Genomic DNA, 25,051 nt, shown 5'->3' on the forward strand with positions numbered 1-25,051 from the left:
CCGTCACACGTCCCAGGTCACCGGCAGGCTCTTGACGCCGTAGATGTCGGCGGTCTCCGGGCGCAGGACTACCTCTTCCTCGGGTACGGCGAGGCGCAGCGTGGGGAAGCGGTTCAGCAGGGCCGGGAAGGCGACGCGCATCTCGACGCGGGCGAGCTGCTGGCCAAGGCACTGGTGGACGCCGTGGCCGAAGGCCAGGTGCCCGCCGTCGTCCCGGCGCAGGTCGAGTACGTGGGGGTCGGGGAAGTGCTCGGGGTCGCGGTTGGCGGTGTTGTAGGACAGCAGGACCGTCGTCCCGGCCTCGATGGTCCGCCCGCCGAGCTCGACGTCCTCAAGCGTGGCCCGCATGAACATCTTGGCGACGCTCAGGTAGCGCAGCAGCTCCTCGACGGCCCGGTCGGTGAGCGCGGGGTCGGCGCGCAGCGCGGCGAGCTGCGCCGGGTTGCGCAGCAGCGCGAAGGTGCCCAGGGCCAGCATGTTCGCTGTGGTGTCGAGCCCGGCCGCCAGCAGGAGCAGGCTCATCCCGCGCAACTCCTCGTCGGTCAGGTCGCCGTGGGTGAGGTCGCTGAGCACGTCGTCGGTGGGGTTGGCGCGCTTGGCGGCCACCAGCTCCGCGAGGTAGGCCTGGGTCGCGACGTAGGCAGCCATCAGGTCCTCGTCGCTGGTCTCGCCGCTGACGAACGACTCGACGTGCCGCTGGAAGGACCCCCGGTCCTCGTACGGCACGCCGAGCAGCTCGCAGATCACGATGGCGGGGATGGGCTTGGCGAACGCGGTCACCAGGTCGGTCGGCGGCCCGGTCTTCTCCATGGCGTCCAGGTGGTCGGCGGTGATCCGCTCGACGCGCTCGGTGAGCTGTCGCATGCGCCGTACGGTGAACTTGCCGACCAGCGGCTTGCGGTAGCGCGCGTGCCGGGGCCCGTCCATGAGCAGGAACTCGCCGGGCGGCGCGGGAGGGACCTCGACGTCGCCGTAGTCGATCAGCGGGTGGTGGCGCATGAGCTCCTTGCGCGAGCTGAAGCGCCGGTCGCCCAGGGCCGCCCTGACCAGGTCGTAGCCGGTGACCAGCCAGCCCCGGTGCCCGTCGGGGAAGGTGAAGCGGCTGATGGGACCGTGCTCCTGGGCCTCGACCAGTTCCGCGGGCGGGTCGAAGGGACAGCCGGGCCCGCGCGTGGTCGGCAGCGTCGTGACGGTGTGTTCCACGGTCATCCTCATCTCGCGATAGTACGTGTTTTGTATATCTCGAAAGCTACGTTGCGTTCAGAAATCCTGTCAATCGGGGGTTGAGTGTTTGCCCAGATAAATGGCGATAAATCAGTGCAATGACGCTGGGGGTGAACGCAACCGATCGTTGCAATGGATGGAGGCGAAGGCAATAATGACGGCATGCCAGGAGGACGGTTGACCCAGCGGGACCGCCAGCGCATCGCGACCGGGCTCGCCGACGGACTCCCCTACGCCGAGATCGCCAGGCGGCTCGACCGGCCGACCTCGACGATCAGCAGGGAGATCGCGCGCAACGGCGGTGCCAGCGGCTACCAGCCCCAGCGGGCACACCAGGCCACCCTCCAGCGGGCCCGGCGCGGCACCCCGGCACCCCCGCGCGGGGCCGAGTCGCCGACCGGCGCGCTGGAGGAGGAGATCATCGAGATAGCGGTCAGGACGGGGCTGCCGAGGATGATGGCGCGCGTCCACCTCGACCTGCTGCTGTCCGAGGGCGGCAGGCGCACCGCGGCCGAGCTGACCCGCAGGCTGAAGGTCAGCCCGGCCTCCGTCTCCGTCGCCGTGAACTACCTGGTCGAGCAGGGGTTCGTCCGGCGCGAGCGCGATCCCCGGCGGCGGCGCGACGTCTACGTGGTCGACGACGACGCGTGGTACCACTCGATCGTGGTCAGCTCGCAGCGGACCCTTGAGGTGGCGCGGCGCTCGAAGGAGGCGGCCAGGGCATTCGGGCTCGACAGCTCTGTGGGGCGGCGCCTGGCCAGGGGAGGAGAGCTCATGGAGCGGGTCAGCCTGGACATGCTGGCGTCGGCGGAACGCTGGCACACGTCCGCCCGGGCCCGTGTCGTGTTCCGCTGGCCCCGGCGGGCGAGGGAATAACGCCGGACAGGAGAGAATTATCCCTTCTATTCAAGTAGGAATGCAGGGTTATTGGAGGGCCGGATGTCGGACGTTCCCCTCGACGCTCACTCGGCACGGGTCGCGACGGGCGAGCCGCACCCCCTGGACGCCCCCGCCAGGTCGTCCCTGAACGGACCGCACGCCCACTTCGCCGAACGACGTGGCAACGTGCTGCGCTACCCGGCCGATGTCGCGACCTTCGCCGCGCTCCCCGAGGATCCCGACGCCACCGACTGGGAGGACATCGCCGCCCTGGTCGGTCCCGGAGAGGTCGTCCCCCTCAACGGGGTGAAGGTCCCGCCGCCCGACGGCTGGGAGGTGGTGATGCGCCTTGCCGGGGTCCAACTGGTCGACGACGGCGTGGCGGCCGCGCCGTACGAGGAGGCGGTCCGGTTGGGGAAGGAGGACGTGCCGGAGATGCTCGACCTCGTCGAGCGGACCAGGCCGGGGCCGTTCCTGCCCAGGACCATCGAGCTGGGCACCTACCTTGGCGTCCGCAGGAAAGGCGCGCTCGTCGCGATGGCGGGCGAACGGCTGCACCCGCCCGGCTGGACGGAGATCAGCGCCGTCTGCACCGACGACGCCTTCCGGGGACAGGGACTGGCGACCCGGCTCGTGCTCGCCGTGGCCCACGGCATCCGGAGCAGGGGAGAGACGCCGTTCATGCACGCCGCCGCGAGCAACGTGAACGCGATCCGCCTCTACGAGTCACTCGGCTTCCGGCTCCGCCGCAGGACGACGTTCCTCGCCGTGCGGGTGCCCGACCAGGTCCCGGTCGCGTGAGCGTCGAGCAGGCCGTCGCCGAGGTCGTGACCCTGGCCAGTGAGCTGATCGCGATCGACACCACCAACGTCGGCGACCCCACGACGCTGGGCAGGGAACGGGCGGCCGCCGAGTACGTCGCGGCCAAGCTGTCCGAGGTCGGCTACGAGACCACCTACGTCGAGTCCGGAGCCCGGGGCAGGGGCAACGTCGTCGCCCGCCTTCCCGGCGCCGACCCCACGCGGGGCGCGCTGCTGGTCCACGGCCATCTCGACGTCGTGCCCGCCGACCCGGCCGAGTGGTCGGTGCACCCGTTCTCGGGGGAGGTGCGCGACGGCTACGTGTGGGGACGCGGCGCTGTCGACATGAAGGACATGGTCGCCATGACGCTGGCCGTCGCGCGCTCCTTCAGACGCGACGGCGTCGTCCCGCCCCGGGACCTGATCTTCGCCTTCCTCGCAGACGAGGAGGCGGGGGGCTTCTACGGCGCCCGCTGGCTCGTCGACAACCGTCCCGAGCTGTTCGAGGGCGCGACCGAGGCGATCAGCGAGGTCGGCGGCTTCTCCGTCACGCTCGCCGACGACGTGCGCGCCTACCTCGTCCAGACGGCGGAGAAAGGGGGCCTGTGGCTTCGCCTGCTGGCCAGGGGTACGGCGGGGCACGGGGCGATGCTGCACGAGGACAACGCGGTGGCGAAGCTGGCCGCCGCGATCACCCGTCTCGAACGGCACCGCTTCCCGCTCGTGCTCACCGATCCGGTGCGTGAACTGCTCACCGGCGTCGCCGAGCTGACCGGCGTTCCGTTCGACCCCGACGACCCGGAGGCCGCGGTCGCCCGGCTCGGGAACCTGTCGAGGATGGTTGGCGCGACCCTCAGGGACACCGCGAACGTCACGATGTTCGAGGCTGGATACAAGGCCAACGTCGTCCCCTCGGTGGCCAGGGCGACCGTGGACGGCAGGATGCTTCCCGGCCGGGAGAAGGACTTCGAGGCCGAGCTCGCCGAGATTCTCGGGCCGGAGATCGTCCGTGAGTGGGACAGCCTGCCGTCGGTTCAGACGACCTTCGACGGGGCGCTCGTCGAGGCGATGGCCGCGGCCGTCACGGCGGAGGACCCCGGCGCCCATCTCCTGCCCTACATGCTGTCGGCGGGTACGGACGCGAAGTCCTTCCAACGGCTCGGCGTGCGGCACTTCGGCTTCTCGCCGCTGAAGCTGCCGCCCGAACTCGACTTCACGGCGCTGTTCCACGGGGTGGACGAACGCGTGCCGGTCGACGCCCTGGAGTTCGGCACCCGGGTTCTCGACCGTTTCCTACGTGCGTGCTGACCTCTGACTGCTTTATCAACCTGAAGAGCATTTTCCGGGAAATGTATACATAGATCGGTACGCTCCCCTAGGGTCTGCTGGGTCGAAACTCCGTACCCCGGCATCCCGAAGGAAACGGTGTGGCGCAGTCGTGGACCGAGTTACCCGCGCGCCGGGTCGTTTGGATCCGTCAGCCGAATTCCACGGCCCCGCCGACGCTTCCCACGAGTTTTCCTGCGATATTTCCCCACATTGTGGGTGGTGGCCGGGCCGTACGGGAGACGGTCGCCGAGATCCTCGACGCGCTTGAGAAGGCCGTCACCGGTCTCTACCCCGCCTGGCTCCCCGAGGCGGCGGACCTCACCGGGCCGGGAGGCCTCGCGCTGCCCGCCGTACGCGAACTGGCCAGGCGGAAGGTCAGGGGCCGTCGCGACCTCGCCGCCTTCCTCGCCGACCTCGCCGCCCGCTCCCTCGCGGCCGGAGCCCTGCGCCTGCCCCACCGGCCTGTCCCCGTCGAGACACGGGCCGAAGGACTGGCCATGGCCTACGCCACGAGCTTCGGCCGCCCACAGACCGTGGTCCTGGCCACGGTCCCCGAGGGCCTTTCGCCCGTGGGGGAGGAAGCGCTGGTCGCGGCCGGCGAATGGCTCACCCACCGAGGGGGCCTCGGCCTCTGGCTCACCGGCGCACCCTTGCGCGCGGTGGACCGCGTCCCGGTCCTGACCATCGGCGAGTACGGCCCCGCCGCTCCTTCGGTGGTTTCCGTCACCGGCTCCGTGGCCGTGGCGGGGCGGCCGCATCCGGGCAGTTCCGTCGAGGCGGCCCTGGAGCGGGCACTCAGCGCGCACGCCTGGGCGGCGGGACGGGCCTGGAACCAGACCTACCAGCCACATCCGCTGGTCAACCCCATCAAGGTCGATCTGCTCTGGCAGGCGGAACGCTGCGTCGTCGAACTCGACGGCCGGGAGCATCGCAGTCCGGATCACCTCGCCGGGGATCGTCTACGCGACGAACGACTCATTGAGGACGGTTACGCGGTCATCCGATTCACCAATGAGCGCGTCTTGACCGATATGCCAGCCGTACTGCGCGAACTGAAGCGGTTTCTCCGCTCCCGCCGCGAAAAGCATGAAGGGTAGAGATATGTCTGATTCAGGGCTTTCGTTCACTGAAATCACGGTTTTGATGGTTTTGGCGGTTGAGGGGGAGGAGATCGCCAACCCCGACCTGGAGAAGCGCTATGGCGTTGCCCTCAAGAAGGCGTCCCGCGAGAGGTTGAACGACCTCAAGCTCATTGAGAGCAGCAAGCAGGGGCGTTCTTTTGTCCACATCCTGACGGACAGGGGGTGGGAGGAACTGAAGCTCGCGGTTGTGTCCGATATCTCCGCCCCCCGTGGCGCGGGTGGAGCGATGAGCCTCGCCCTGTTGTCCCTGGTCCGTGGAATCCTGACGCGGACCGGACGAGGGTTCCTCGAACTCTTCCTTCCGGAGGATGCGCCAGAGGCTCCTGTCGAAGTGGAAGTCGAAGGAGATGTCACCACGCGCATCCGTGCCGCCTACGCGAAGCTGGCCGACAAGCCCGGTGACTGGATCAACCTGGTACGGCTGCGCCCGCTGCTCGGAGACGCCACGCGGGAAGAGGTGGACATCGCGCTCAAGGGGATGATCCACATTCCTGAGGTGAGCATCGTGCCGGAGAGCAACAGGAAAACCCTCACTCCGGAGGCCAGGGCCGCCGCGGTGATCATTGGGGAGCAGGAGAAGCACCTCATCGCGATCGAGGCGCTGTGAGCACCCCGGAGCTCGAAGCCCTCCGGAGGTTGAGGGGCAACTACGTCGAGGGACTGCCTGACGTGTGGAGCCCAGCGGCCTTCCACGTCGAGGGTCTGAACCGGACCGTGGAACGCGCCATCCTCAGCGGCCTCGACGATGTGGTGACCGGGGGCGCGACCAACCCCATCGGCCTGGTCCTGCGCGGGCAGCGGGGTACGGGCAAGACCCGGCTGCTCGGTTGGATTCGGGAACGGATCCAACAGGACGGTGGTTACTTCTTCCTTATCGAACTGCTGGACGCGCAGGCTTTCTGGGAGAGCGCCCTTTCCGCCATCCTCGACGGCCTGTCCAGGAACGGAGCCGAAGGGGAGAGCCAACTCAAGATCCTGCTACGGCGGCTGTCCGAACTCACCGACATGCCCCGTGGGGTGCACCGCGAGGTGATCGGGAACCGTGCGGTGACACGGGAGAGCCTCGACACCTTCGTGAACGGGGTGCGCACATTCAACTCCCACGTCGGCAAGGACACCAGGGACACCCTGCGTGCCCTTGTGCTGTACGCGGGAGCCGACTACGGTGCCCAGGACATTGGCGAGGGATTCCTGCGCGCGTTGCGGGAGGAGGAATCCGATGGGCGCGCTGCCTGGGGCATCCGGCAACTCCCCAAGACGCCGCAGGAGATGGTCAAGGACATCTCCCGCCTGCTCGCGCTGACCGGACCGTCCGCCATCGCCGTTGACCAGATCGACGGGCTCGTCATTCGTTCCTCGCTCAGCACCGACGGTACGGCGGTACACGACTGGAATGACCTGATCACGATCGACCAGGTGGCCGGTGGTCTGATGGCGTTGCGCGAGGCCACCCGCAGGACCCTGACGATCGTCTCCTGCATCCAGCAGACCTGGACCCTCATCGAGACGTACGCCGTTGACACCGCCCGCGACCGGTTCAATGTGATGCCCGACCTCAAGCCCCTGCCCAGCGCCGAGGCCGCCCAGGAATTGGTGGGAAAGCGGTTCGCCCTCAGGTTCGCGGAGGCTGGCTTCGCTCCGCCGTACCCGACCTGGCCGATTCGGCCGACCGTCTTCGAGAACGCCAGCGAGTACACCCCCCGGCAACTTCTGACGAGGATCGACGCCCACATCAATGCCTGCCTGGCAGATCAGCAGGTAAGGGAGCTTGAGCGTCTCGACCAGACTACTGACCCTCTGCCGCCGAAGATCGTTCCCCTCTCTGCCTTCGCTGAGCTCGACGCCCGGTTCGCCGACCTCCGGCGGCAGACCCCCACCGACGACGCCCTGAACGCCACCGTCGAGGACGCCGTCATGCCCGCGCTGCTCGCGGCCGGGTTGTCGGCCTGGATCGACGGGCTCGGGGAGGCCGGAGCGCAGTTCAGTGTGGATCCGCCGCCCAGCAGCAAGCCCCCGCTCCACGCGCGGTTGCGGCGCACCCTGAACGAGGAGACCGAGGACGAGGAGCACTGGGCGTTCCGGGCTATCGCCGCCACGCACCACATCGCCGCCCTCAGCCGCCTGCGCGCCGCCTCCGTCACGGCCGGGCTGAACGCCCAGGTCTCCCGGAGACGGCTGTTCGTACTGCGCAACGTGGCCTGGACGCAGGGGCCGAAGACGATCGCCGCCGTCGCCGAGTTCGAGAAGGCGGGCGGCCGGGTGCTCACGGTGGACGAGGAGGATCTCAGGGTCCTGGCCGCGCTGCGGCAGCTCTACGCGGACAACCCGCCGAACCTGCGGGCCTGGCTGGCCGTACGGCGCCCGGCCCGGGACGTGAAACTGCTCCGCGAGGCCCTGGGGGACACCCTCCCGGAGACCGAGATCGACGCCGGGCCGTACCCCACAACAGATCCCGCACCGGAGACTGTCCAGATCGTGACGCCCGAGCCCGCAGGGCAGCCGCCGTACGTCCCGCTCGGCAGCACCGTCACCGGGGGGCGGCCCGTGTCGGTTGATCTTGAGGCGCTCAGGAAGCACACCGTGATCTTCGCCGGGTCGGGGTCGGGCAAGACCGTCCTCATCCGCCGTCTGGTCGAGGAGTGCGCGCTCCGGGGAGTCTCCGCGATCGTGCTCGACCCCAACAACGACCTCGCCCGCCTCGGCGACGGTTGGCCGGAGCCGCCGGAGGGCTGGGGACCCGGCGACGAGGCGAAGGCGGCGGAGTATCTCGCGGCCACCGACGTCGTGGTCTGGACGCCGCGCCGTACGGCGGGGCGGCCGTTGAGCTTCCAGCCGCTGCCGGACTTCGCGAGTGTCGCGGCCGATCCCGACGAGTTCGGGGTCGCGGTTGACGCCGCCGTGGCCGCGCTCGCGCCGCGCGCCAAGCTCACCACGAAGACGGCGAAGACCGAGGTCGGGCTGGCCGTGCTTCGGGAGGCGCTCGTGTACTACGGGCGCGGGGGCGGGGTGGGGATGCCCGGCCTCATCGAACTGCTGGCCGACCTGCCGTACGGCGTGAGCGAACTCGCCAACGCGGGCAAGGTCGCGGCCGAGCTGGCGCAGACGCTGATGGCGGCGATGGTCAACGACCCGCTGTTCGCCGGGGAGGGGACGCCGGTCGATCCCGGGGTGCTGCTCACGCCGCCGCCGGGGAAGCGGGCGCGGGTCTCGGTGATCAGCTTCGTCGGCCTGCCGTCGGACGAGCAGCGGCAGAGCTTCGTGAACCAGCTCCAGATGGCGCTGTTCGCCTGGATCAGGAGGAACCCGGCGGGGGACCGTCCGCTCGGCGGCCTGTTCGTGATGGACGAGGCGCAGACCTTCGCGCCCTCCGGTGGGATGACCGCCTGCACGCGGAGCACGCTGGCGCTGGCCACTCAGGCCAGGAAGTACGGCCTCGGCCTGGTGTTCGCCACCCAGGCGCCCAAGGGGCTGCACAACTGGATCCCGGGCAACGCCGCGACCCAGTTCTTCGGCCTGCTGAACTCCCCGGCCCAGATCGAGGCGGTCAAGGAGATGGCCAGGTCGAAGGGCGGCGCCGTCAGCGACGTCTCCCGGCTGACGACGGGACAGTTCTATCTGGCGGCCGAGGGGACCCCCTTCGCCAAGACCCTGGTCCCCCTCTGTCTGTCCCACCACCCCAAGGCTCCGCTGACCGCCGAGGAGGTCGTTGCCAGGGCCAATCCCTAGAACCGGGAGAGTTCCCAGCGGAGCTGGACCTCGCTGGGTGACTGCGCGGGCAGGAACGCCGCCTCGCGCAGTCTCCGGTTCGTCGGGCTCGACGTGACGTAGCCGAGCCCGCCCCGCGCGGTCGCCTCAAGCCGGGTCGCCGCCAGCGTCAGCTCCGCCGCGTCGAAGCGGAGCTGGGTGACCGCGCGCGGATCGGCCTCGGCGGGCGCCCGCTGTGCGTGGCGGGCCCGCCCGCGCACGTCGGCCAGCCGTACGGCGAGGGCCTCCACGTCCGGTGCGAGCACCGAGCCCTCGCCGGTCGCGGCGGAACGCGCCTCCTCCAGGGCACGGTCCGTGAGCCCGACGCAGAACGCGGTCTGCAGCAGGAGCAACACCGGGCGGGCACGCCGTACGAAAGAGCGCAGATCGTCGGTGACGACGTGCTCGGCGGTGGCCCGCGCGCCGTCGAGGGTGACCGAGGACGACGCGGTCGCGTTGAGGGCCAGCAGCCGCGCGGGCGGGGCGACCGAGACGCCGGGGTCACCGGCGCGCACGGCCACGACGACCCGGGCGTCGGTGTCGCCGACCCGCGCGGGCAGCACGATCACGGCGCCGGGGACGAGGTTCGACGCCCAGCGGATCGGGCCGTCCAGCCGGTAGCCGTCCGCCTGCGGGGTGGCGACGACGGGGACGGTCCGCATGCCCGCCGCCTCCTGGAGCGCGGCGGCCATGGCGGTCGAGCCGACCACGGTCCCCTCGACGAGCTCGTCACGCAGCCGCCGCAGGGCCGGGCTCTCGGCGGCACCGAGATACTCGATCACCATCCGGTGCGCCCAGCAGGAGAAGGCCGAGCTGAGGCACTCGGCGGCGACCAGTTCGAGCAGCTCGGCGACGTCGGTGACCCCGGTGTCGCCGGGGGTGGCGTCCAGGCCGAGCAGGCCGCGTTCTCCCAGGTGGCGCAGGGTGTCCCGCAGGTCGGTCTCGCCGCGGTCCGTGGCGGCGGCCCGGTCCGCGACGTACTCCCGCAGACCGGGCAGGTTCTCGCGCCAGTTCGTCACCGCGTCGGCTTTCCGTCGGCGCCGCGGTCGAGCTCGAATAGGCGGCTCACCGGGGTGGACACCGCCTCGCGGGCCCGCAGTACGGCCGACTCGTCGGGACCGTCGTAGAAGCACAGGCACTTGGCGGTGTCCTCGCGCACGTAGGTGCGCAGGAAACTCACCTCGGGGACCTGCGCGTACAGCGGCGCGCGGGCCTTCTTCCTGGCGAGATAGTCGTCCATGCCCAGATCCTCGGGGATGTCCCACTCGACGAGATAGTCCGCCGTGCCCTTCGCGCGCTTGATGTCGTCGAGTTCGGCTCCGACGAGCCTGACCTCGTCGGGACCCGCGACGGTGGTGATGCCGGGGAGCGCCGCCAGGTCCAGGCGGGGGGCGCCGGGCGCCTCCGAGCTGACGACGACGTAGGCGCGGGACAGGTCTCCCGTCACCTGGGACTCGATCAGCTCGCCGCCCGCCGTGGCGGCCCGCCGTGCGACCTCGGCGATCGCTTCCTCGACCGTCGGCCGGTCGGCGGTCCCGATGCCAAGCTCGATGAGGTACAGCGCCATCGTGCCCTCCTCCGGGTGCGGAAACCGCACCCATGTAGACAGACCTGTCTGTAGACAAGGTGAGCATACGCCACGCCTCGTCGGGCACAACTCCCCGGGCGCGGAAGCGTAAACTGCCGTGATGACCGCCCTCTCGTCTCCCCGCCCCGCCGAGCGCCTGCTGGAGACCGTGAGCCTGCTCTTTCCCCTTCACGGCATCCGCGCTGTGGGAATCGACCAGATCATCGCCGAGGCCGGAGTCGCCAAGGCGAGCCTGTACCAGGCGTTCGGGTCGAAGGAGGCGCTCGTCGTCGCCTACCTGGAGCGGCAGGACGCCACCGACCGCGCCGTCTACCGGGCCGCGGTCACCGGGGTCGAAGATCCCGTGGACCGGGTGCTCCTCTCGTTCGACCTGGCCATAGCCGCCGCGCGGCGACGCTCCTACCGGGGCTGCGTCTTCCTCAACGCGGCTACCGAGTTCCCCGACTCCAGCCATCCGGTCGCGGAGGCCGTCGAGGTCCACCGGTCCTGGGTGCGCGCCCGGTGGGCGGAGGCTCTCACCGGTCGGGGGGAGCGGGTCCCCGCCCTGGTCGAGCGCCTCCAGGTCCTCTACGACGGCGGGATCGCCGGGATGAAGGCCGCGCGTTCCACGGCGCCCGTCGAGCTGGCCCGTGAGATGGCCCGAGAGCTGCTCTCCTCCGGTGCCCGGGAGGGCCTTCAATAAAAACATGTCTGTCTGGTAGGTTTTTCCGGCGAACGGGCTTTTCGAGCCGTGCGTTCGCCGTTGTGGCGCTCCATGGGGTGTTGTGCTCCGTGGGGCCACCACCTTCCAGGGGACGGTCACATGCCGCAGTCCATCGCCGAACTCTCCGCCGTCAGCGTCCGCTACGGCCGTCACGACGTCCTGGCCGGTATCGACCTCCGGCTCGAACAGGGGGAGTTCCTCGCCCTCGTCGGCCCCTCGGGAGCCGGAAAATCCACCCTGCTGCGCGTCCTGTCAGGGCTCCAGACCCCGACCTCCGGCACCGTACGGCGCCCGCAGGACACCCGTTCCGTCTTCCAGGCACCGCACCTGCTGCCGTGGCGGACTGTCGCGCGCAACGTGCGCCTCGGCCTGGAGTACCGCGCCAACAGGGTGTCCAACGCCGATCTCAGGGTGGCCGAGGTCCTCGCCGAACTCGGCATCGCCGACCTGGCGCACCGCTACCCGTCCCAGCTCTCCGGCGGGCAGGCGCAGCGGGTCGCGGTCGCCAGGGCCGTGGTCGCCGGGCCCTCGCTGCTGCTGCTCGACGAGCCCTTCGGCGCGCTCGACCCCCTCACCAGGGCCGATCTGCAGGACTGGCTGCGCGCCGTACACGAAAGGCTGGGGCTCACGACGGTCCTGGTGACGCACGACCTGGACGAGGCACTGTTGCTCGGGGACCGGATCGGGTTGCTGCACACCGGCGGGGAACCGCTTGAGGTGCTGCCGTCTCCGGTACGGCGCCGCGAGGACCTGGCCGACGGCTCCGCCAGGCGTGACCTGCTGACCCACTTCACCTCCACCGCGGAACGCTCCGACCTGGGCGGCTCGGACGCCGTGTCTGATTTGGGCGGCTCTGAGGCGGCGCCTGATTCGGGTGCTTCGGAGGCGGTGCCGTACGAGACCCTGGTGGAAAAGGGCGCGACCCGCAGGGAGGCGCTGGTCGTCGCCGGTTCGCTCGCGCTGCTCGCGTTGCCCGTGGCCGGGGCGGCGCTGACCCCGGCGAGCAGGGCCGGAGCCAGCACGGCCGGAGGGGGTGAGACGCTGCGCATCGGCTATCTCCCCATCACGGACGCGGCGCCGCTGCTGCTGGCCCACGACTCGGGGCAGTTCGCGAACCGGGGCATCACGACCCCGCCGCCGATCCTCTACCGGGGCTGGGCGCCGCTCGTCGAGGCGCTCCAGGGTGGCAACGTCGACATCGTTCACCTCCTGATGCCGCTGGCCGTCCAGTTGCGCTACGACGCCAAGGTGCCGGTGAAGGTGCTCGCCTGGAACCACACGAACGGCTCGGCGCTCACCGTCGCCCACAAGGTCAACTCGGTGGACGACCTCGTGGGCACGAACGTGGCCATCCCCGCCTGGTTCTCGGTGCACAACGTCGTCCTGCAGAAACTGCTGCGCGCCGCCGGGATCACCGCGGTCATCGACACCCCGCCGAGCACGGCCGCCCGTACGGTCCAGCTCGTCGTCATCCCGCCCGCCGACATGCCCGCGGCGCTCGCCTCCGGCTCGATCTCCGGCTACATCGTCGCCGAGCCGTTCTGCGCCGTCGGGGAGGTGCGCGGGATGGGCAAGATCCTGCGCTTCACCGGCGACGTGTGGAAGGACCACGCCTGCTGCGTGACCGTCGTGCGCGAGTCTCTTGTACGGCAGAGCCCCGATGTGGCGCTGCGCGCGACCGAGGCCATCGTCGCCGCGCAGCTCGCGATCAGGAAGGACAGGAAGGCCGCGGCCGGACGTCTTTCGGCGGGCGGTTACCTCCCCCAGCCGCTGCCCGCCCTGGAACGCACCCTCGCCGAACACCAGGACCCGGCCTACGTCACCTCCGGCGCGGTACGGCACCCGGAGTGGAGGTCGAACCGCGTCGACTTCCAGCCCCACCCCTACCCGACCTACACCGACGCGCTCGTCCGGGCGATGAAGGAGACGACCGTGGACGCGGACGTGAGCTGGCTCCAAACCCTCGACCCGGCCACCGTGCACCGGGACCTGGTCGCCGTGGACATCTCCTCCACCGCGATCACCCGCGCGGGCGGGCTCGGGGCCTTCGGCGTGGCAGGGACGCGCACGGAGGTCGTCGAGCCATGAGCTTTCTGAATACTCGGCATGGGAGCGGTACGGAGGTCGTCGAGCCATGAGCAGTGTCCTGATCATTCGTCGCGGGAACGGTACGGCGGCGCGGATCGCGGCCCGTGCCGGGACGGTTCTGCTGGTCGTCGCGCTGTGGTGGCTGGCCACGCGGGTCGTGTTCGCGGGCAACGCCATCCTGTCCAGGATGGGACCCGCCTCCGCGTTCGCGGCGCTTGTGGAACAGCTCGGCGGGCACGCGACCCTCTCGGCGATCACCGCGTCGCTGCGCAGACTGCTCCTCGGCCTCCTCCTCGCGACGGTCGCGGGCGTACCGCTGGGGCTGCTGTTCGGCTCCAGGGCGCTGGTGGAGTACGCGACCGCCCCGGTCGTGCAGTTCCTACGCATGACCTCCCCGCTGGCGTGGGCGCCCCTGGTGATCGTCCTGCTCGGGTCCGGTGACGCCCCCGTCGTCGCGCTGGTCGCGCTCGCCGCGGTGTGGCCGATCGTGCTCGGCGTCTCCGCGGGCACCAGGGCCCTTGACCCCGGCGCAGTGCTGGTCGCGCGCTCCCTGGGGGCGACCCGCTGGGAGGTCGTCCGCAGCGTCGTCATCCCCGCCCTCGCGGGTCCTCTCCGCACGGCCCTGCGGGTCGCCCTCGGCGTCGCCTGGGTGGTGCTCGTCCCCGCGGAGATGTTCGGCGTCTCACAGGGCCTCGGCTACGCCGTCCTCAACGCCCGCGACAACCTCGACTACGAGGGCCTGGCCGCCACGATGCTCCTCATCGGAGCCATAGGCTTCCTCCTCGACCGAATCCTCAGCGGCAACCGCACCGGGTCCTCCTCCTAGGCCTTCACTGCTTTGCGACCGTGCCGGGGTTCCAGGAGCGGGTGCTGAGGACGAGGCGGTAGCCGTCAGGGTCGGTGTGGGTGACGCCGTGCGCGTCCCAGTAGGGGTTGTGGGAGGGGACGCGGACGCCTCCCGTGGACAGGAGCCGGTCGAGCAGGGTCTGGTCGATGGGACCGGCCAGGTAGAGGACGAGGAGGTCGTCGACCGTGGGTGTGTGCTCCAGCGGGGCGTCGGGGTCGTGGGTCCGACCATGAGAAGGTCGTGCTCGCCGGGGACGTGTTCGGTGGTGCGCCACAGGACGTCCAGGCCCAGGCCCCGGACGTAGAAGGTCTCGGCGGCGGCCAGGTCGCGGGAGGGTCGCGCGACGCGGATCCGGACGGAGGCGTCGATCGTCATCGGCGCTCGTCCGTTCCGGCGATCTTGGCGGTGGCGATGGCGACGCGGTTCCAGGTGTTGATGGTGAGGATGACGGCGAGCACGTGGGCCAGCTCGGCCTCTTCGAACTGGGCGGCGGCTTCGGCGTAGACCTCGTCGGGGACACCGGCGTCGGCGATCAGGGTTACCGCTTCGGTCAGGGACAGCGCTGCCTGTTCTCGGGGGGAGAAGAAGTTCTTCGCCTCGCGCCAGACGCCGATCATGTGGAGGCGAAGGTCGTCCTCACCGGCCTTGCGGGCATCGGTGACGTGCATGTGCAGGCAGTAGGCGCAGCCGTTGAGCTGGGAGGAGCGGATCTGGATCAGCTCGACCAGGGCGGGGTCGAGGCCGTCGCGGGCGGCGCCGTCGAAGCCGATCAGGGATCTGAACGCCTTCGGGGCGGTGGCGGCGAAGTTGAGGCGGGGCGCGGTGTTCGTCACGGCACTAACCTAGGGAGCTCATAGACCGCCCAGGAGGTGCATTCCAGTGCCGAAATCATGGGTCAATTCCGCAGAGCGCATCGGTGCTGACCTGCATCTTGAGCTGGACGGGACCGGATCACGGCGGGCCGCTCTCGGGCGGGCGCTGCGGGCGGCGATCCAGGACGGGCGGCTCGCCCCGGGGGTGCGGCTGCCTCCTTACCGGTCGCTCGCGGTCGACCTCGGGGTCGCCAGGAACACGGTCGCCGACACCTACGCCGAACTGGTCGCCGAGGGCTGGCTGACCGCGCGGCAGGGCTCGGGAACCCGGGTCGCCGAACGCGCGGCTCCCGCGAAGACGGCGCGGGTGCCGAAGAAGCCGCGGGCGTTGCCCACCGCCCCGGCGCACAACCTGACGCAGGGCCAGCCGGACGCGTCGTCGTTCCCCAGGAACGCCTGGTCCACCTCGACCCGCCGCGCTCTCGCGTCCGCGCCGAACGACGCGTTCGGGCCGGGTGATCCCCAGGGGCGGATCGAGCTGCGCACCGCGCTCGTCGACTATCTGGCCCGCGTCCGTGGGGTGCGGGCCGTACCGGAACGCATCGTGGTTTGTGCCGGTTTCGCCGACGCGCTACGCCTGCTGTTCGGTGGCGGCGTGCTGCGCGGCACGCTGGCCGTCGAAGCGTACGGCCTGGCGTTCCACCGTTCCCTGCTGGCCGCCGACGGGGTCAGGACGGTGCCGCTCGGCCTGGACGACCACGGCACCAGAACCGAGGACCTGGCCGGGCGGCGAGGTGTCCGCTCGGTGCTGCTCACCCCCGCCCACCAGTTCCCCATCGGCGGTCCGCTCACCCCGGCCCGCCGCAACGTCGCCGTCGACTGGGCACGCGAGCGCGGCGGCGTCGTGATCGAGGACGACTACGACGGCGAGTTCCGCTACGACCGGGAACCGGTGGGCGCGGTCCAGGCGCTCGATCCCGAGCACGTCCTGTACGTCGGCTCGACGAGCAAGAGCCTCTCGCCCGCCCTCCGGCTCGGCTGGATGGTGCTCCCCGAACGCCTGGTCGACCCGGTCCTGGCGGTGAAGGGCCAGCGCGAACGCTGGACCAGCGTCGTGGACCAGCTCACGTTCGCCGACCTGATCGTCTCCGGCGCCTATGACCGGCACATCCGCCACATGCGCCAGCGGTATCGCGAACGTCGCAACCGTCTGGCGGAGGCCCTCGCCGACCAGGCTCCGCACATCGAGGTGGCCGGCATCGCCGCGGGCCTGCACGCCGTCCTGCGCCTGCCGTACGGCACCGAGGCTGCCACTTTGAAGGCCGCAGCCTGGCGCGGCGTGTCCCTGGACGGGCTGGCGGGCTTCCGTCACCCCGAAACCTCCGCCCACCTTGAGGGCCTCGTCGTCGGCTACGCGACCCCGTCCGACCACGCCTACGCCGCCGCCCTCGCCGCCCTCTGCGAGATCCTGCCACCTGCCCCGTGAACCCGCCGGAACGGCGAAAGCCCCGTCCGTGGACGGGTCGCGACGCCGGGTCCGGTCAGAGCGGTCATGATGAAGTCCTTCTTCGCGGCGGGGTGTCAGCGCTGCTGCCATACGGGGCTGTCGAAGTAGTGGTTGTCGAAGTGCTCGGAGCTGTCGCGGATCTCCTGGACGGAGGCTTCGCCGTGGTGGACGCGCTCAAGCAGCCGGTAGTAGTCGAACCGGTCCATTCCGGGCGTGAAGACGACGAGCATCTCGGCCTCGGACCCCGCCGACGGAGCGAACGCGTGTGGGACGGTCGGTGGAACGGTGAGGAAGTCGCCCTGGCCGAGGGTCACGACCGTGTCGTTCAGCAGGATCCGCATCGAACCGCGCAGGACGTAGAACATCTCCGTGGCCCGGGTGTGGAAGTGCGCGGGCGCCCCCGGCGACCCCTCCAGGAACGTCGCCTTGTTGGCGGTCAACGCACCACCGGTGTCCCCGGAATCCGCGAGCAGGGTGATCAGACTGGTCGCCCCGTCCCGCAGGACCTCGGCCTCAAGGGCCCGAACGAGAACGGGCTGGTCAGCGGCGGCGAAGTTCATGATCTCTCCAATGTTCGGTGACGTCACCGGACCATTTCTCCGTGGCGACATCACCGAATCTAGAACCCGAAAAGACCCGCCACATGGTTCATTTTGGCTCTGAAAACATGGGTCAATCTACGGCCAGACCTCCCTGCGTGGCCCCCGCGACCTCCCAGTGGCCGAGATGCCATCGGGAGCTTGGCTCCCTACCGCGTGCCTTCGGCATGCGGCACGAGCGGGCTTCGGTAAAGGCGGTTTCGTCGTGTGTCTCATCCGGAGAACATGGGCACGACCTATCCGGAATTCCGGGAACCGGCTCCAGTCTGATCGTCAGAGGATGATGAAGAATCTCCGGGAAGATCGTTTACGGCGGATCATGGGCCTTCTGGGACGGGCCGGTGAGGTGGACTGGGCGCGGGTCATCGTAGGACCCACGCTCGACGGAGCTCCCAGGCCCCCACTCGTGGTCTGGCGCTTCAAACCCGGCTACGAGCCCGGCGAGATGAGGTTGGCGGCCTCGGTGAGGTCGTATCAAGGTGAAGTCGGCTGGTCGCTGGAGCACCGAAACCGTAATTGGTCACTTCAGCCCCGCCTGGTCGCGGAAGCCTTCGAAAAAGGCGGATGGCGGCTGGACACGGAGCTGATTCTGCACTTCTCGCAGCACGAACCCGACTTCTCCCGGAAGTCGATGGGTGACTTCGATGGTCTCATCGCTCATCTGGAGGAGGGGTGAGGCCAGATGTCCCGCCGGTGACCTGTACGGATTCGTGCGAGCCGTAGCGTGCCTGCCAGCCCTTGGGTCTCAGAGGAGTCGGCTTGACTTATCGTTTTTCGATAAATTATCGTCCTGTTTATCGAAAAACGATAAGTGGGGGGCGTGGTGTCCGAGAGGAAGCTTTCGCTGGAGCCTTTGGCCGCCGGGGCGTCGGGCGGGCTGCTGTCACTCGTCGTCCTTGCGGTGGTGGGGGTGGTGCTGGTCGTCTCCGGGAGCGGCAGCGTCTTCGGGCTGGGTGGCGGGACCGCGTGTGCCGTCGATCCGGGCCTGGCAGTGGGCGGGGTTCTCGCTGAACGTGCCGCTCCGGGGGTGTCGACGACGGCGACGGAGGTGCAGTTCTGTACGAGTGACCCCAACGGGGCTCAGATGATGTGGCAGGCACTCACCGCCCTCCCTGGCTTCGTGCTCGCTGCGGGTGTGCTCGTCCTGGTGTGGCGTCTGATTCGCGTCGCGGGCAGTCGAGGTGCCTACACACCCGATGTGGTGAGGGGACTCCGCGCCCTGGCGTGGTGCCTGCTGGCCGGTGCCGTCCTGGCGCCGATCGTCCAGGACATCGCCAACGCCCAACTGCTCCGTACGCTCAGCGCCGACTACTCATACACGTTCCAACTGCCCGACATCTCGCTGGCGGCCGTTCTCACCGGGCTGGGGCTCATCGCCCTTACGCGGGTGATGAGGAACGCCGTTCGGATGCGTGAGGACCTCGAAGGTCTGGTCTGATGCCACCCGCCGACATGGAAGAACACGGTATAGACGTGCACCTCGATCTCCTGCTCAGAGAACGAGGAATGACCCTCACGGAATTGTCAGAACGCGTCGGCGTCACCATCGTGAACCTGTCCATCCTCAAGAATGGCCATGCTAGAGCGATCAGGTTCAGCACACTGACCAAGATCTGCGAGGCGCTGGACTGCCAACCAGGAGACCTCCTCTCCTGGCGTGGAAAAGGCTGAAGGCCATGACTCACCGACGCCTCGGAACGTCCGCATCGGACCGAATCTCCGAGGGGCATAATTTCAATGACCCCAGCTCGTTGAAGGTGAGGATAGATTCTGCTTCCTTGAAAATGGTTAGTAGAAGGAACATGGTGGATCGAGAGCAGGGAAGGCGACTGGCCGAGGAGTTCATCGCCACGGACATCGAGACGACGATTGGAGAAAGAGTGGTGATCGTCGCGGAGCGTGAGACCTCTTCTCACTGGATCTTCGCGTACCAGACCCGACGGCACGTGGAAGAAGGAGTGCTGAGCGCCGCGCTTGCGGGCAACCTCCCCGTTCACGTGAGCAAAGAGAACGGCGTGGTCTCGATGGAGATCGCTGACTGGTAGAGATGAAAACGTAGGTCACGAGAGTGAAGGAGATCCCTGACGCCGTCTGTGATCATGAGTCCGGTGCGGGTGCCTGTGGTGGAATGATCAAGTGGGATATGGCATCTGTATCGGGAGATCCCACAAGAGTGCAGTCAGCGTCAAGCTTTGACGTTGGGGGCGGTCCTACGGTCGTCGCGTGCTCGACGAACTCTCGAAGATGCCCATCGCACGGCGGCGGCGCCTGGGATCACGCTGGGGGCTCGGCGCGGTGCTGCTCGCACTGACCGCCTGGCTTTTCTGGACGGTCGTCACCAGTCCGAACCTCGACTGGGCGGTGATCGGATCCTATCTGTTCTCGGAACCGATCCTCAGCGGGGTCGGGGTGACGCTGCTGCTCACCGTGCTGACCCTGCTGTTCGGCCTGCTCCTCGGGATGCTGCTGGCCCTGATGCGACAGTCCGACAACCCGGTGCTCAGCGCGGCCTACGCGGGCTACGTCTGGTTCTTCCGTGGAACGCCACTGCTGGTGCAGTTGGTCTTCTGGTTCAACCTCGCGCTGCTGTTCCCCAGGATTGGCATCGGGATTCCCGGCACCTCCCTCGGCTGGTACGGCGAGGCCAACACGCTGATCACCCCGTTCGTCGCGGCGCTGTTCGGCCTGGCCCTGCACGAGGCCGCGTACATGGCGGAGATCATCCGGGGTGGTTTCCTGGCCATCCCGCGTGGCCAGGTGGACGCCGCGCTCATGATCGGCATGACCCCGGGGCAGGCGTCGCGGCGGATCGTGGTGCCGCAGGCCATCCGGGTGATCCTGCCCGCGCTCGGCAACCAGTTCATCCTCATCCTGAAGGGCACCTCGATGGTCTCGGTCATCGGCGGTGGTGACCTGCTGACCCGCGCCCAGCAGATCTACGGCCAGAACTACCAGGTCATCGCACTGCTCCTGGTCGCCTCCCTGTGGTACCTGGCGCTGGTCAGCCTGGCCTCCATCGGCCAGCACTACCTTGAGCGGGGGCTGCGGTGAAGGGCGCGGTGAGTGTCAGGGGCCTGCACAAGTCGTACGGTTCCACCCCGGTGCTGCGTGGCATCGACCTGGACGTGTCCCCCGGCGAGGTGGTCTGCTTCCTCGGCCCCTCCGGCGGTGGCAAGAGCACGCTGCTGCGGTGCATCGCCCACCTGGAGACCGTGGACGCCGGGCTGGTCGCCGTGGACGGGGAGCTTGTCGGCTACGAGCCGAAGGACGGCAGGCTGTTCGAGTCGTCGCCGAAGCGGCTGGCCATGACGCGCCGCAAGATGGGCATGGTCTTCCAGCAGTTCAACCTGTTCGCGCACCTCAGCGCCCTGGAGAACGTCATGCTCGGGCCGGTGACGGTCCTGCGTCGTGATCGGAACGAGGTCGCGAGGCGGGCACGGGACCTGCTGGGGCGGGTCGGGCTCGCGGCGCACGCCGACAAGCGTCCGGCGCAGCTTTCCGGCGGCCAGCAGCAGCGGGTGGCGATCGCCCGCGCGCTGGCCATGGACCCGTCGGTGCTGCTGTTCGACGAGCCGACGAGCGCGCTCGATCCGGAGCTGGTCGGCGAGGTCCTCGGGGTCATGCGCGACCTGGCGGGACAGGGCATGACCATGCTCGTCGTCACGCACGAGGTGGGGTTCGCGCAGGAGGTGGGCGACACCGTGGTGTTCCTCCACGGAGGCGTCGTCGAGGAGCGGGGCCCGGCGCAGCAGGTGCTGCGTTCGCCCTCGTCGGAACGGACGGCGGCGTTCCTGGCCCGCGTCCTGTGAAGCCGAAGTCCCGCGTCCTGCGAGGGCGAAGGAGACCAAGCAAAACCTGCGAGGCCCGGGAAAGTCCGTGAAGCCCAAGAAAGCCTGGAGGCCCAGGAAGGGCCTGTGAAGTCCGGAAAGGGCCAAGGGCTTCAAGCCCAAGAGCTAAGAGCCAAGTGCCATAACCCCAAGGCCCCCAAGACCTGCGAGACCTGCAAGACCCCCCAAGAACCACCCCCCGAAGCCGGTGCCCCAAGCGCCAAGAGTCGCAACGGACAGAGCCCGGTGTGAGTAGAGCAAGGAGTGACATGTCAGTCATCACCCGTGGTTGTGTCCTGATCGCGGCTGTGGCCGTACTCGCCGGATGTGGCACCTCGACGCCCGAGACGCCGTCGTCCGCCGCGTCCCCCGCCGCGCCCGCCGACCCCTCCTCGGCGCCCGCCTCGGGAACCGCAGTCTCGGCGGCGGCCGCGGCCCTGGTGCCGGACCGGATCAAGCAGGCCGGGTTCGTCAACGTCGGCACGACCCTGCCGAACCTGCCCTACCTGCTGACGGACTCGTCCAACAACATCACCGGGGGCATCACCCCGGACGTCGGCAAGGCGGTCGCCGCCAAGCTCGGCCTCGAATACAAGATCCAGAACGTGGCCTGGGAGGCGCTGCTGCCGGGTGTCGCGGGCGGGCGGTACGACATGGCCGACGACGGCATCTCCGACACGCTCGAACGTCAGAAGATCGGTTACTTCGTCGACTACATGCAGTCCTCGCAGGTCCTGGTGACCAGCAAGGAGAAGGCGGCCACGATCAAGTCGCTCGACGACGTGTGCGGCAAGAAGATCGCCGCGATCCGCGGCACGACCGACGTGCAGGTCGTCAAGGACGCCTCCAAGAAGTGCACCGACGGTGGCAAGCCCGCCGCCGAGACGGTCGAGTTCCCCACGGCCCAGGACTCCGACCTGGCGCTTCGCTCCGGCCGGGTGGACGTCGAGGTGCTGGTCGCCGAGACCGCCAAGTACGCCATCAGCCAGGGTTCGCCGGTCGCGATCGTGGCCGAGGGCTTCGCGCCGACCTACGTCGGCATGTTCGTCGCCAAGAAGGACAAGGAGTTCGCCGACGCGCTGCTGGTCGCGCTGAAGGAGCTCAAGGCTGACGGCACCCTCGACAAGATCCTCGACGGGTACGGCCTCAAGCCCATCGACGAGCCCGGAATCAACCTCGCCACGTCCTGAGGCAGGGTTCCACACGCAGAGGGGGTGAGCCAGGTGTTGCCGATGCATGAGATCGAGGTACCGGTACCGATGGGGCTCTCGCCCTTCGCCGTCGGCACCTTCGACGAGATGGGGTCGTGGTCACGCGCCGCCTTCCCGCACCGTCACGTGTTCTACGAGATCCTCTACGTGAGCGCGGGAAGCGGCACCCACACCGTGGACTTCAGGTCGTCCCCGATCCGGCCCGACACGATGTACTTCATCGCGCCGGGTCAGGTCCACCACTGGACGTACGAGGTGCCCATGCAGGGCACGCTGGTGCTGTTCACCGAGGAGTTCCTGCTGTGGCAGGAGGAGCCGCCCTTCTTCCACGGTCTCAGCGAGCGTGCCGAGCTGCGGCTTTCCGGGTCCGAGGCGGAGCGGATGTCGAGGCTGCTCGGGCTGATGTGCGAGGAGTACCGGGGCCGAGGTGCCGGGTTCGCCTCGATGCTCCAGTCGTACCTGCAGATCCTGCTGGTCACCAGCGGGCGCCTGCTTGAGGCGGGCAACGGGGGAGGGCACGCCACGCGCTCCTCGGTGCTGGCGCGGTCCTTCACCCGGCTGGTCGCCAAGCACGTGATCGACGTCCGTTCCGTCCGGGCCTACGCGGAACGGCTCGGCGTCACCTCGGGGCACCTGGCGGAGACGGTCAAGGAGGCGACGGGGCGCAGTCCCGGCGAGGTGATCAGGGACGCGCTCACGCTGGAGGCCAAACGGCTGCTGGTCCAGAGTGACCTTTCGGTCGCGCAGATCGCCCGCGCGCTGGCGTTCGACGACGCCTCCTACTTCGGCCGGTTCTTCAAACGGGAGTCGGGAGTGACCCCCGGGGACTTCCGTCGGGAAATCCGGGAAAAGTACCATCCTGACCGCACCTAGTGCCTGTTCCCGCAGGTAAACGCCTCCTTAATGTGGGAGAAATCCCGATATTTCTCTGCATTGAGGAGGCCGCATGATTCGTGAGGTGACGACCGGCGCGATGGAGAAGGGCCTCGATTCCTGATGGGCGAGGCGGTGTCGGTGACGTACGTTCCCACAGAGGACGTCGGGATGCTCGTGCTCAGGCTGCCCCGGCACCTGATGGCTGACTCCGCGAGCGTGGAGCGGCTCAAGGACGCCGTACGGCACACCGCCGCCGACTTCGTCGAGGCGTCCTCCGGCTCCTGCGAGGGGCTGCTGCCCAGGATCAGGACCTACATCGACGACAACCTGGGCGATCCGAACCTGTCACCGGAGACGGTGGCCGCGGCGCACCACATCTCCACCAGCTACCTCTACAAGATCTTCGCCCGGCAGGGCATCTCGGTCGCCCGCTGGATCAGGCAGCGCCGCCTGGAACGCTGCAGGAAGGACCTGTCCGACCCCCGCCTCGGCGGCAGGGCCGTCGGTGAGGTCGGCGCGCAGTGGGGGTTCGTTGACTCGTCCTACTTCAGCAGGGTTTTCAGGCAGACGTACGGCTGCTCGCCCCGCGCCTACCGCCACGCCCTCAGGGCGTCCTGAAATCTCGGGGTGTCCTGAAATCTCAGTGGGTGTTTGATCCCGTAGATTCCGTCTGATTTGGGCTCAGGTGTCTCGCCAGGTCGGGGTGGATTCTCCGGTGAGGCGGCGGCTCATGAGGTCGATCATCGTGATGTGGATCATGGCTTCGGAGCTGGCCGGTAGGGCCTCGTAGTCGCGGGCCAGGCGACGGTGGAGCATGAACCAGCCCAGGGTGCGCTCGACCACCCAGCGGCGGGGCAGGACGGTGAAACCTCGGGTGCTGGGGTTGCGGCGGACGATCTGCATGTCGATGCCGAGGGCGACGGCATGTTCGACGAGGCGTTGACGGTAGCCGCCGTCCACCCAGGTCTTGCGGATGGTGGGGTGGGTGGCGGCGATGCGGTCGATGAGGGCGGTGCCGGCGACCGAGTCGGGCACGGAGGCGGCGGTGACCAGCACGGCCAGTAGCAGGCCGAGGGTGTCGACCACGATGCTGCGCTTACGTCCGACGATCTTCTTGGCGGTGTCGATGCCCTGGCCGGCGGCGGGGACGTCGGTGGAGGTCTTGACGCTCTGGGCGTCTACGACGCAGGCCGACGGCTCGGGTGCGCGTCCCTCGGCGATGCGGACCAGGCGGTGCAGCAGGCCGCTCAGCTTGGTGAACACCCCTTCGTCGCGCCAGGCGGCGAAGTACCAGTACGTGGTGGCCCAGGGCGGATAGTCGTGCGGCAGGTAGCGCCAGGGGATGCCGGTACGGTCGACGTACAAAATCGCGTTCATGATGGTGCGCAGGTCGTGCTCGGGCGGGCGGCCGATGTCCAGGGCACAGGCGAGGTGCTCGGTACGCCAGGCGGTCGGGGTCGGTTCGATGAGCTGCCAGCGGGCATCGGACAGATCGCTGGGGTAGCGGCGGTGTTCGGTCATGACCGTGGCGTAGCGCCGTATGGGGCTGTCGGCCAGAGGCGTATCGGTCAGGTCAGGCAGGTGAGGCGCTGCGGCCATCTGCCATAACGGCAGATGGCGGGCATTTTGGGATCAAACAGAAATCTGGGCGCAGAAGGTGTCCGCGTGCGTCTCACTCACCTCAAGTGGCGCACATCTGTCCCGGAGTCTCCAACTCCGTCAGCGCAGAGAGGGCGAAGAAGCGCCATCTTTCACCGAATTTATGGATCAAACACCCATTAGAGGGTGTCTGAAAAGTCATGATCGCTGTGTTCCGAGGCGGTGCAGGAGCAGCATGCAGGTGGCTGTGTAGATGACGTTCTCGGAGGTCGTGAT

Annotated in this window: 26 protein-coding genes and 1 pseudogene; 19 read left to right on the forward strand and 8 right to left on the reverse strand. The window is 68.9% G+C overall.

The annotated features are described in order from the left end of the window. Positions 1-3: 3 nt before the first annotated feature. Positions 4-1,209 carry a cytochrome P450 gene (locus FHS44_RS22890; RefSeq protein WP_221461196.1) on the reverse strand — a complete coding sequence of 402 codons (1,206 nt, stop codon included), beginning with the start codon at positions 1,207-1,209 and terminating at the stop codon, positions 4-6. Positions 1,210-1,401: 192 nt separating this feature from the next. Between FHS44_RS22890 and FHS44_RS22895 the strand changes: the two genes are divergently transcribed. The 6 genes from FHS44_RS22895 (at position 1,402) to FHS44_RS42405 (ending at position 9,100) form a co-directional block, all read left to right on the forward strand. Continuing rightward, the gene (locus FHS44_RS22895; RefSeq protein ID WP_246435797.1) at positions 1,402-2,100 is read left to right on the forward strand and encodes a GbsR/MarR family transcriptional regulator; all 699 of its coding nucleotides are present in this window, start codon (positions 1,402-1,404) and stop codon (positions 2,098-2,100) included. A 63-nt stretch (positions 2,101-2,163) separates the two neighbouring features. Continuing rightward, a complete protein-coding gene (locus FHS44_RS22900; protein WP_184717849.1) occupies positions 2,164-2,904 on the forward strand; it encodes a GNAT family N-acetyltransferase in 741 nt (246 codons plus the stop codon). Further along, positions 2,901-4,211 (forward strand): M20/M25/M40 family metallo-hydrolase, encoded by a 1,311-nt coding sequence (locus tag FHS44_RS22905; protein WP_184717851.1) that lies wholly within the window; start codon positions 2,901-2,903, stop codon positions 4,209-4,211. The genes FHS44_RS22900 and FHS44_RS22905 overlap by 4 nt, the downstream gene beginning before the upstream one ends. Before the next feature lie 233 nt (positions 4,212-4,444). Further along, entirely contained in the window at positions 4,445-5,329 is an 885-nt protein-coding gene (locus FHS44_RS22910) for a DUF559 domain-containing protein (RefSeq protein WP_184717853.1), read from the forward strand. A gap of 4 nt (positions 5,330-5,333) precedes the next feature. Further along, positions 5,334-5,981, forward strand: a complete 648-nt coding sequence (locus FHS44_RS22915; RefSeq protein WP_184717855.1) for a hypothetical protein — start codon at positions 5,334-5,336, stop codon at positions 5,979-5,981. Then, positions 5,978-9,100 carry an ATP-binding protein gene (locus FHS44_RS42405; RefSeq protein WP_184717857.1) on the forward strand — a complete coding sequence of 1,041 codons (3,123 nt, stop codon included), beginning with the start codon at positions 5,978-5,980 and terminating at the stop codon, positions 9,098-9,100. The genes FHS44_RS22915 and FHS44_RS42405 overlap by 4 nt, the downstream gene beginning before the upstream one ends. Here the strand turns inward: FHS44_RS42405 and FHS44_RS22925 are convergent. Then, positions 9,097-10,137 carry an acyl-CoA dehydrogenase family protein gene (locus FHS44_RS22925; protein WP_184717859.1) on the reverse strand — a complete coding sequence of 347 codons (1,041 nt, stop codon included), beginning with the start codon at positions 10,135-10,137 and terminating at the stop codon, positions 9,097-9,099. The genes FHS44_RS42405 and FHS44_RS22925 overlap by 4 nt on opposite strands. Further along, positions 10,134-10,685, reverse strand: a complete 552-nt coding sequence (locus FHS44_RS22930; protein WP_184717861.1) for a DUF4242 domain-containing protein — start codon at positions 10,683-10,685, stop codon at positions 10,134-10,136. The genes FHS44_RS22925 and FHS44_RS22930 overlap by 4 nt, the downstream gene beginning before the upstream one ends. Before the next feature lie 121 nt (positions 10,686-10,806). Here FHS44_RS22930 and FHS44_RS22935 point away from each other — a divergent pair, with 121 nt between their 5' ends. From FHS44_RS22935 to FHS44_RS22945, 3 genes are all read left to right on the forward strand, one after another. Then, the gene (locus FHS44_RS22935) at positions 10,807-11,388 is read left to right on the forward strand and encodes a TetR/AcrR family transcriptional regulator (protein ID WP_184717863.1); all 582 of its coding nucleotides are present in this window, start codon (positions 10,807-10,809) and stop codon (positions 11,386-11,388) included. A gap of 120 nt (positions 11,389-11,508) precedes the next feature. Further along, on the forward strand, positions 11,509-13,497 hold the full coding sequence (locus FHS44_RS22940; protein WP_184717865.1) for an ABC transporter substrate-binding protein: 1,989 nt from the start codon (positions 11,509-11,511) through the stop codon (positions 13,495-13,497). Between the two features lie 46 nt (positions 13,498-13,543). After that, entirely contained in the window at positions 13,544-14,323 is a 780-nt protein-coding gene (locus FHS44_RS22945; RefSeq protein WP_184717867.1) for an ABC transporter permease, read from the forward strand. Positions 14,324-14,327: 4 nt separating this feature from the next. Here the strand turns inward: FHS44_RS22945 and FHS44_RS22950 are convergent, their stop codons facing one another. From FHS44_RS22950 to FHS44_RS22955, 3 genes and pseudogenes are all read right to left on the reverse strand, one after another. Then, positions 14,328-14,618, reverse strand: a complete 291-nt coding sequence (locus tag FHS44_RS22950) for a hypothetical protein (RefSeq protein WP_221461133.1) — start codon at positions 14,616-14,618, stop codon at positions 14,328-14,330. Between the two features lie 26 nt (positions 14,619-14,644). Then, positions 14,645-14,719, reverse strand: a pseudogene (locus FHS44_RS42745) (hypothetical protein); the annotation flags it as partial. Then, positions 14,716-15,177 (reverse strand): carboxymuconolactone decarboxylase family protein, encoded by a 462-nt coding sequence (locus FHS44_RS22955; protein ID WP_184717869.1) that lies wholly within the window; start codon positions 15,175-15,177, stop codon positions 14,716-14,718. The pseudogene FHS44_RS42745 and the gene FHS44_RS22955, both read right to left, overlap by 4 nt. Positions 15,178-15,223: 46 nt before the next feature. Here FHS44_RS22955 and pdxR point away from each other — a divergent pair, with 46 nt between their 5' ends. Next, positions 15,224-16,642: a MocR-like pyridoxine biosynthesis transcription factor PdxR gene (gene pdxR, locus FHS44_RS22960; protein ID WP_184717871.1), complete on the forward strand. Its 1,419-nt coding sequence runs from the start codon at positions 15,224-15,226 to the stop codon at positions 16,640-16,642. Positions 16,643-16,737: 95 nt separating this feature from the next. On the opposite strand, the gene FHS44_RS22965 is transcribed toward pdxR, so the two are convergent. After that, positions 16,738-17,223: a cupin domain-containing protein gene (locus FHS44_RS22965; protein ID WP_184717873.1), complete on the reverse strand. Its 486-nt coding sequence runs from the start codon at positions 17,221-17,223 to the stop codon at positions 16,738-16,740. Between the two features lie 319 nt (positions 17,224-17,542). On the opposite strand from FHS44_RS22965, the gene FHS44_RS22970 reads away from it, so the two are divergent. From FHS44_RS22970 to FHS44_RS23010, 9 genes are all read left to right on the forward strand, one after another. Continuing rightward, complete coding sequence (locus FHS44_RS22970) at positions 17,543-17,938, forward strand: hypothetical protein (protein WP_184717875.1); 396 nt, start codon at positions 17,543-17,545, stop codon at positions 17,936-17,938. Between the two features lie 147 nt (positions 17,939-18,085). Then, the gene (locus FHS44_RS42410; protein WP_184717877.1) at positions 18,086-18,700 is read left to right on the forward strand and encodes a DUF2975 domain-containing protein; all 615 of its coding nucleotides are present in this window, start codon (positions 18,086-18,088) and stop codon (positions 18,698-18,700) included. Continuing rightward, positions 18,700-18,933 (forward strand): helix-turn-helix domain-containing protein, encoded by a 234-nt coding sequence (locus FHS44_RS22980; protein ID WP_184717879.1) that lies wholly within the window; start codon positions 18,700-18,702, stop codon positions 18,931-18,933. Before FHS44_RS42410 ends, FHS44_RS22980 begins: the two co-directional genes overlap by 1 nt. A 5-nt stretch (positions 18,934-18,938) precedes the next feature. Next, positions 18,939-19,307, forward strand: a complete 369-nt coding sequence (locus FHS44_RS22985) for a YrhB domain-containing protein (protein WP_184717881.1) — start codon at positions 18,939-18,941, stop codon at positions 19,305-19,307. Positions 19,308-19,485: 178 nt separating this feature from the next. Then, a complete protein-coding gene (locus FHS44_RS22990) occupies positions 19,486-20,313 on the forward strand; it encodes an amino acid ABC transporter permease (RefSeq protein ID WP_184717883.1) in 828 nt (275 codons plus the stop codon). An 8-nt stretch (positions 20,314-20,321) separates the two neighbouring features. Beyond that, on the forward strand, positions 20,322-21,071 hold the full coding sequence (locus FHS44_RS22995) for an amino acid ABC transporter ATP-binding protein (RefSeq protein WP_446697303.1): 750 nt from the start codon (positions 20,322-20,324) through the stop codon (positions 21,069-21,071). 287 nt (positions 21,072-21,358) lie between these two features. Continuing rightward, positions 21,359-22,279: an ABC transporter substrate-binding protein gene (locus FHS44_RS23000; protein ID WP_184717887.1), complete on the forward strand. Its 921-nt coding sequence runs from the start codon at positions 21,359-21,361 to the stop codon at positions 22,277-22,279. Between the two features lie 42 nt (positions 22,280-22,321). Then, on the forward strand, positions 22,322-23,173 hold the full coding sequence (locus tag FHS44_RS23005) for a helix-turn-helix domain-containing protein (RefSeq protein WP_184717889.1): 852 nt from the start codon (positions 22,322-22,324) through the stop codon (positions 23,171-23,173). Between the two features lie 141 nt (positions 23,174-23,314). After that, the gene (locus FHS44_RS23010; RefSeq protein ID WP_184717891.1) at positions 23,315-23,794 is read left to right on the forward strand and encodes a helix-turn-helix domain-containing protein; all 480 of its coding nucleotides are present in this window, start codon (positions 23,315-23,317) and stop codon (positions 23,792-23,794) included. Between the two features lie 63 nt (positions 23,795-23,857). Here the strand turns inward: FHS44_RS23010 and FHS44_RS23015 are convergent, their stop codons facing one another. Continuing rightward, complete coding sequence (locus tag FHS44_RS23015) at positions 23,858-24,697, reverse strand: IS5 family transposase (RefSeq protein WP_184717996.1); 840 nt, start codon at positions 24,695-24,697, stop codon at positions 23,858-23,860. Positions 24,698-25,051: the final 354 nt, after the last annotated feature.

Source organism: Streptosporangium saharense (assembly GCF_014203715.1).
In the GTDB taxonomy this organism is placed as follows: domain Bacteria; phylum Actinomycetota; class Actinomycetes; order Streptosporangiales; family Streptosporangiaceae; genus Streptosporangium; species Streptosporangium saharense.

What these genes read in the sequence shown, in the direction of transcription:
- FHS44_RS22890 (WP_221461196.1), bottom strand. Translation starts at nt 1,209, where the DNA reads ATGACCGTGGAACACACCGTCACGACGCTGCCGACCACGCGCGGGCCC.
- FHS44_RS22900 (WP_184717849.1), top strand. Translation starts at nt 2,164, where the DNA reads ATGTCGGACGTTCCCCTCGACGCTCACTCGGCACGGGTCGCGACGGGC.
- FHS44_RS22915 (WP_184717855.1), top strand. Translation starts at nt 5,334, where the DNA reads ATGTCTGATTCAGGGCTTTCGTTCACTGAAATCACGGTTTTGATGGTT.
- FHS44_RS22930 (WP_184717861.1), bottom strand. Translation starts at nt 10,685, where the DNA reads ATGGCGCTGTACCTCATCGAGCTTGGCATCGGGACCGCCGACCGGCCG.
- FHS44_RS22935 (WP_184717863.1), top strand. Translation starts at nt 10,807, where the DNA reads ATGACCGCCCTCTCGTCTCCCCGCCCCGCCGAGCGCCTGCTGGAGACC.
- FHS44_RS22940 (WP_184717865.1), top strand. Translation starts at nt 11,509, where the DNA reads ATGCCGCAGTCCATCGCCGAACTCTCCGCCGTCAGCGTCCGCTACGGC.
- FHS44_RS22945 (WP_184717867.1), top strand. Translation starts at nt 13,544, where the DNA reads ATGAGCAGTGTCCTGATCATTCGTCGCGGGAACGGTACGGCGGCGCGG.
- FHS44_RS22965 (WP_184717873.1), bottom strand. Translation starts at nt 17,223, where the DNA reads ATGAACTTCGCCGCCGCTGACCAGCCCGTTCTCGTTCGGGCCCTTGAG.
- FHS44_RS22970 (WP_184717875.1), top strand. Translation starts at nt 17,543, where the DNA reads ATGATGAAGAATCTCCGGGAAGATCGTTTACGGCGGATCATGGGCCTT.
- FHS44_RS22980 (WP_184717879.1), top strand. Translation starts at nt 18,700, where the DNA reads ATGCCACCCGCCGACATGGAAGAACACGGTATAGACGTGCACCTCGAT.
- FHS44_RS22985 (WP_184717881.1), top strand. Translation starts at nt 18,939, where the DNA reads ATGACTCACCGACGCCTCGGAACGTCCGCATCGGACCGAATCTCCGAG.
- FHS44_RS23000 (WP_184717887.1), top strand. Translation starts at nt 21,359, where the DNA reads ATGTCAGTCATCACCCGTGGTTGTGTCCTGATCGCGGCTGTGGCCGTA.
- FHS44_RS23005 (WP_184717889.1), top strand. Translation starts at nt 22,322, where the DNA reads ATGCATGAGATCGAGGTACCGGTACCGATGGGGCTCTCGCCCTTCGCC.
- FHS44_RS23015 (WP_184717996.1), bottom strand. Translation starts at nt 24,697, where the DNA reads ATGACCGAACACCGCCGCTACCCCAGCGATCTGTCCGATGCCCGCTGG.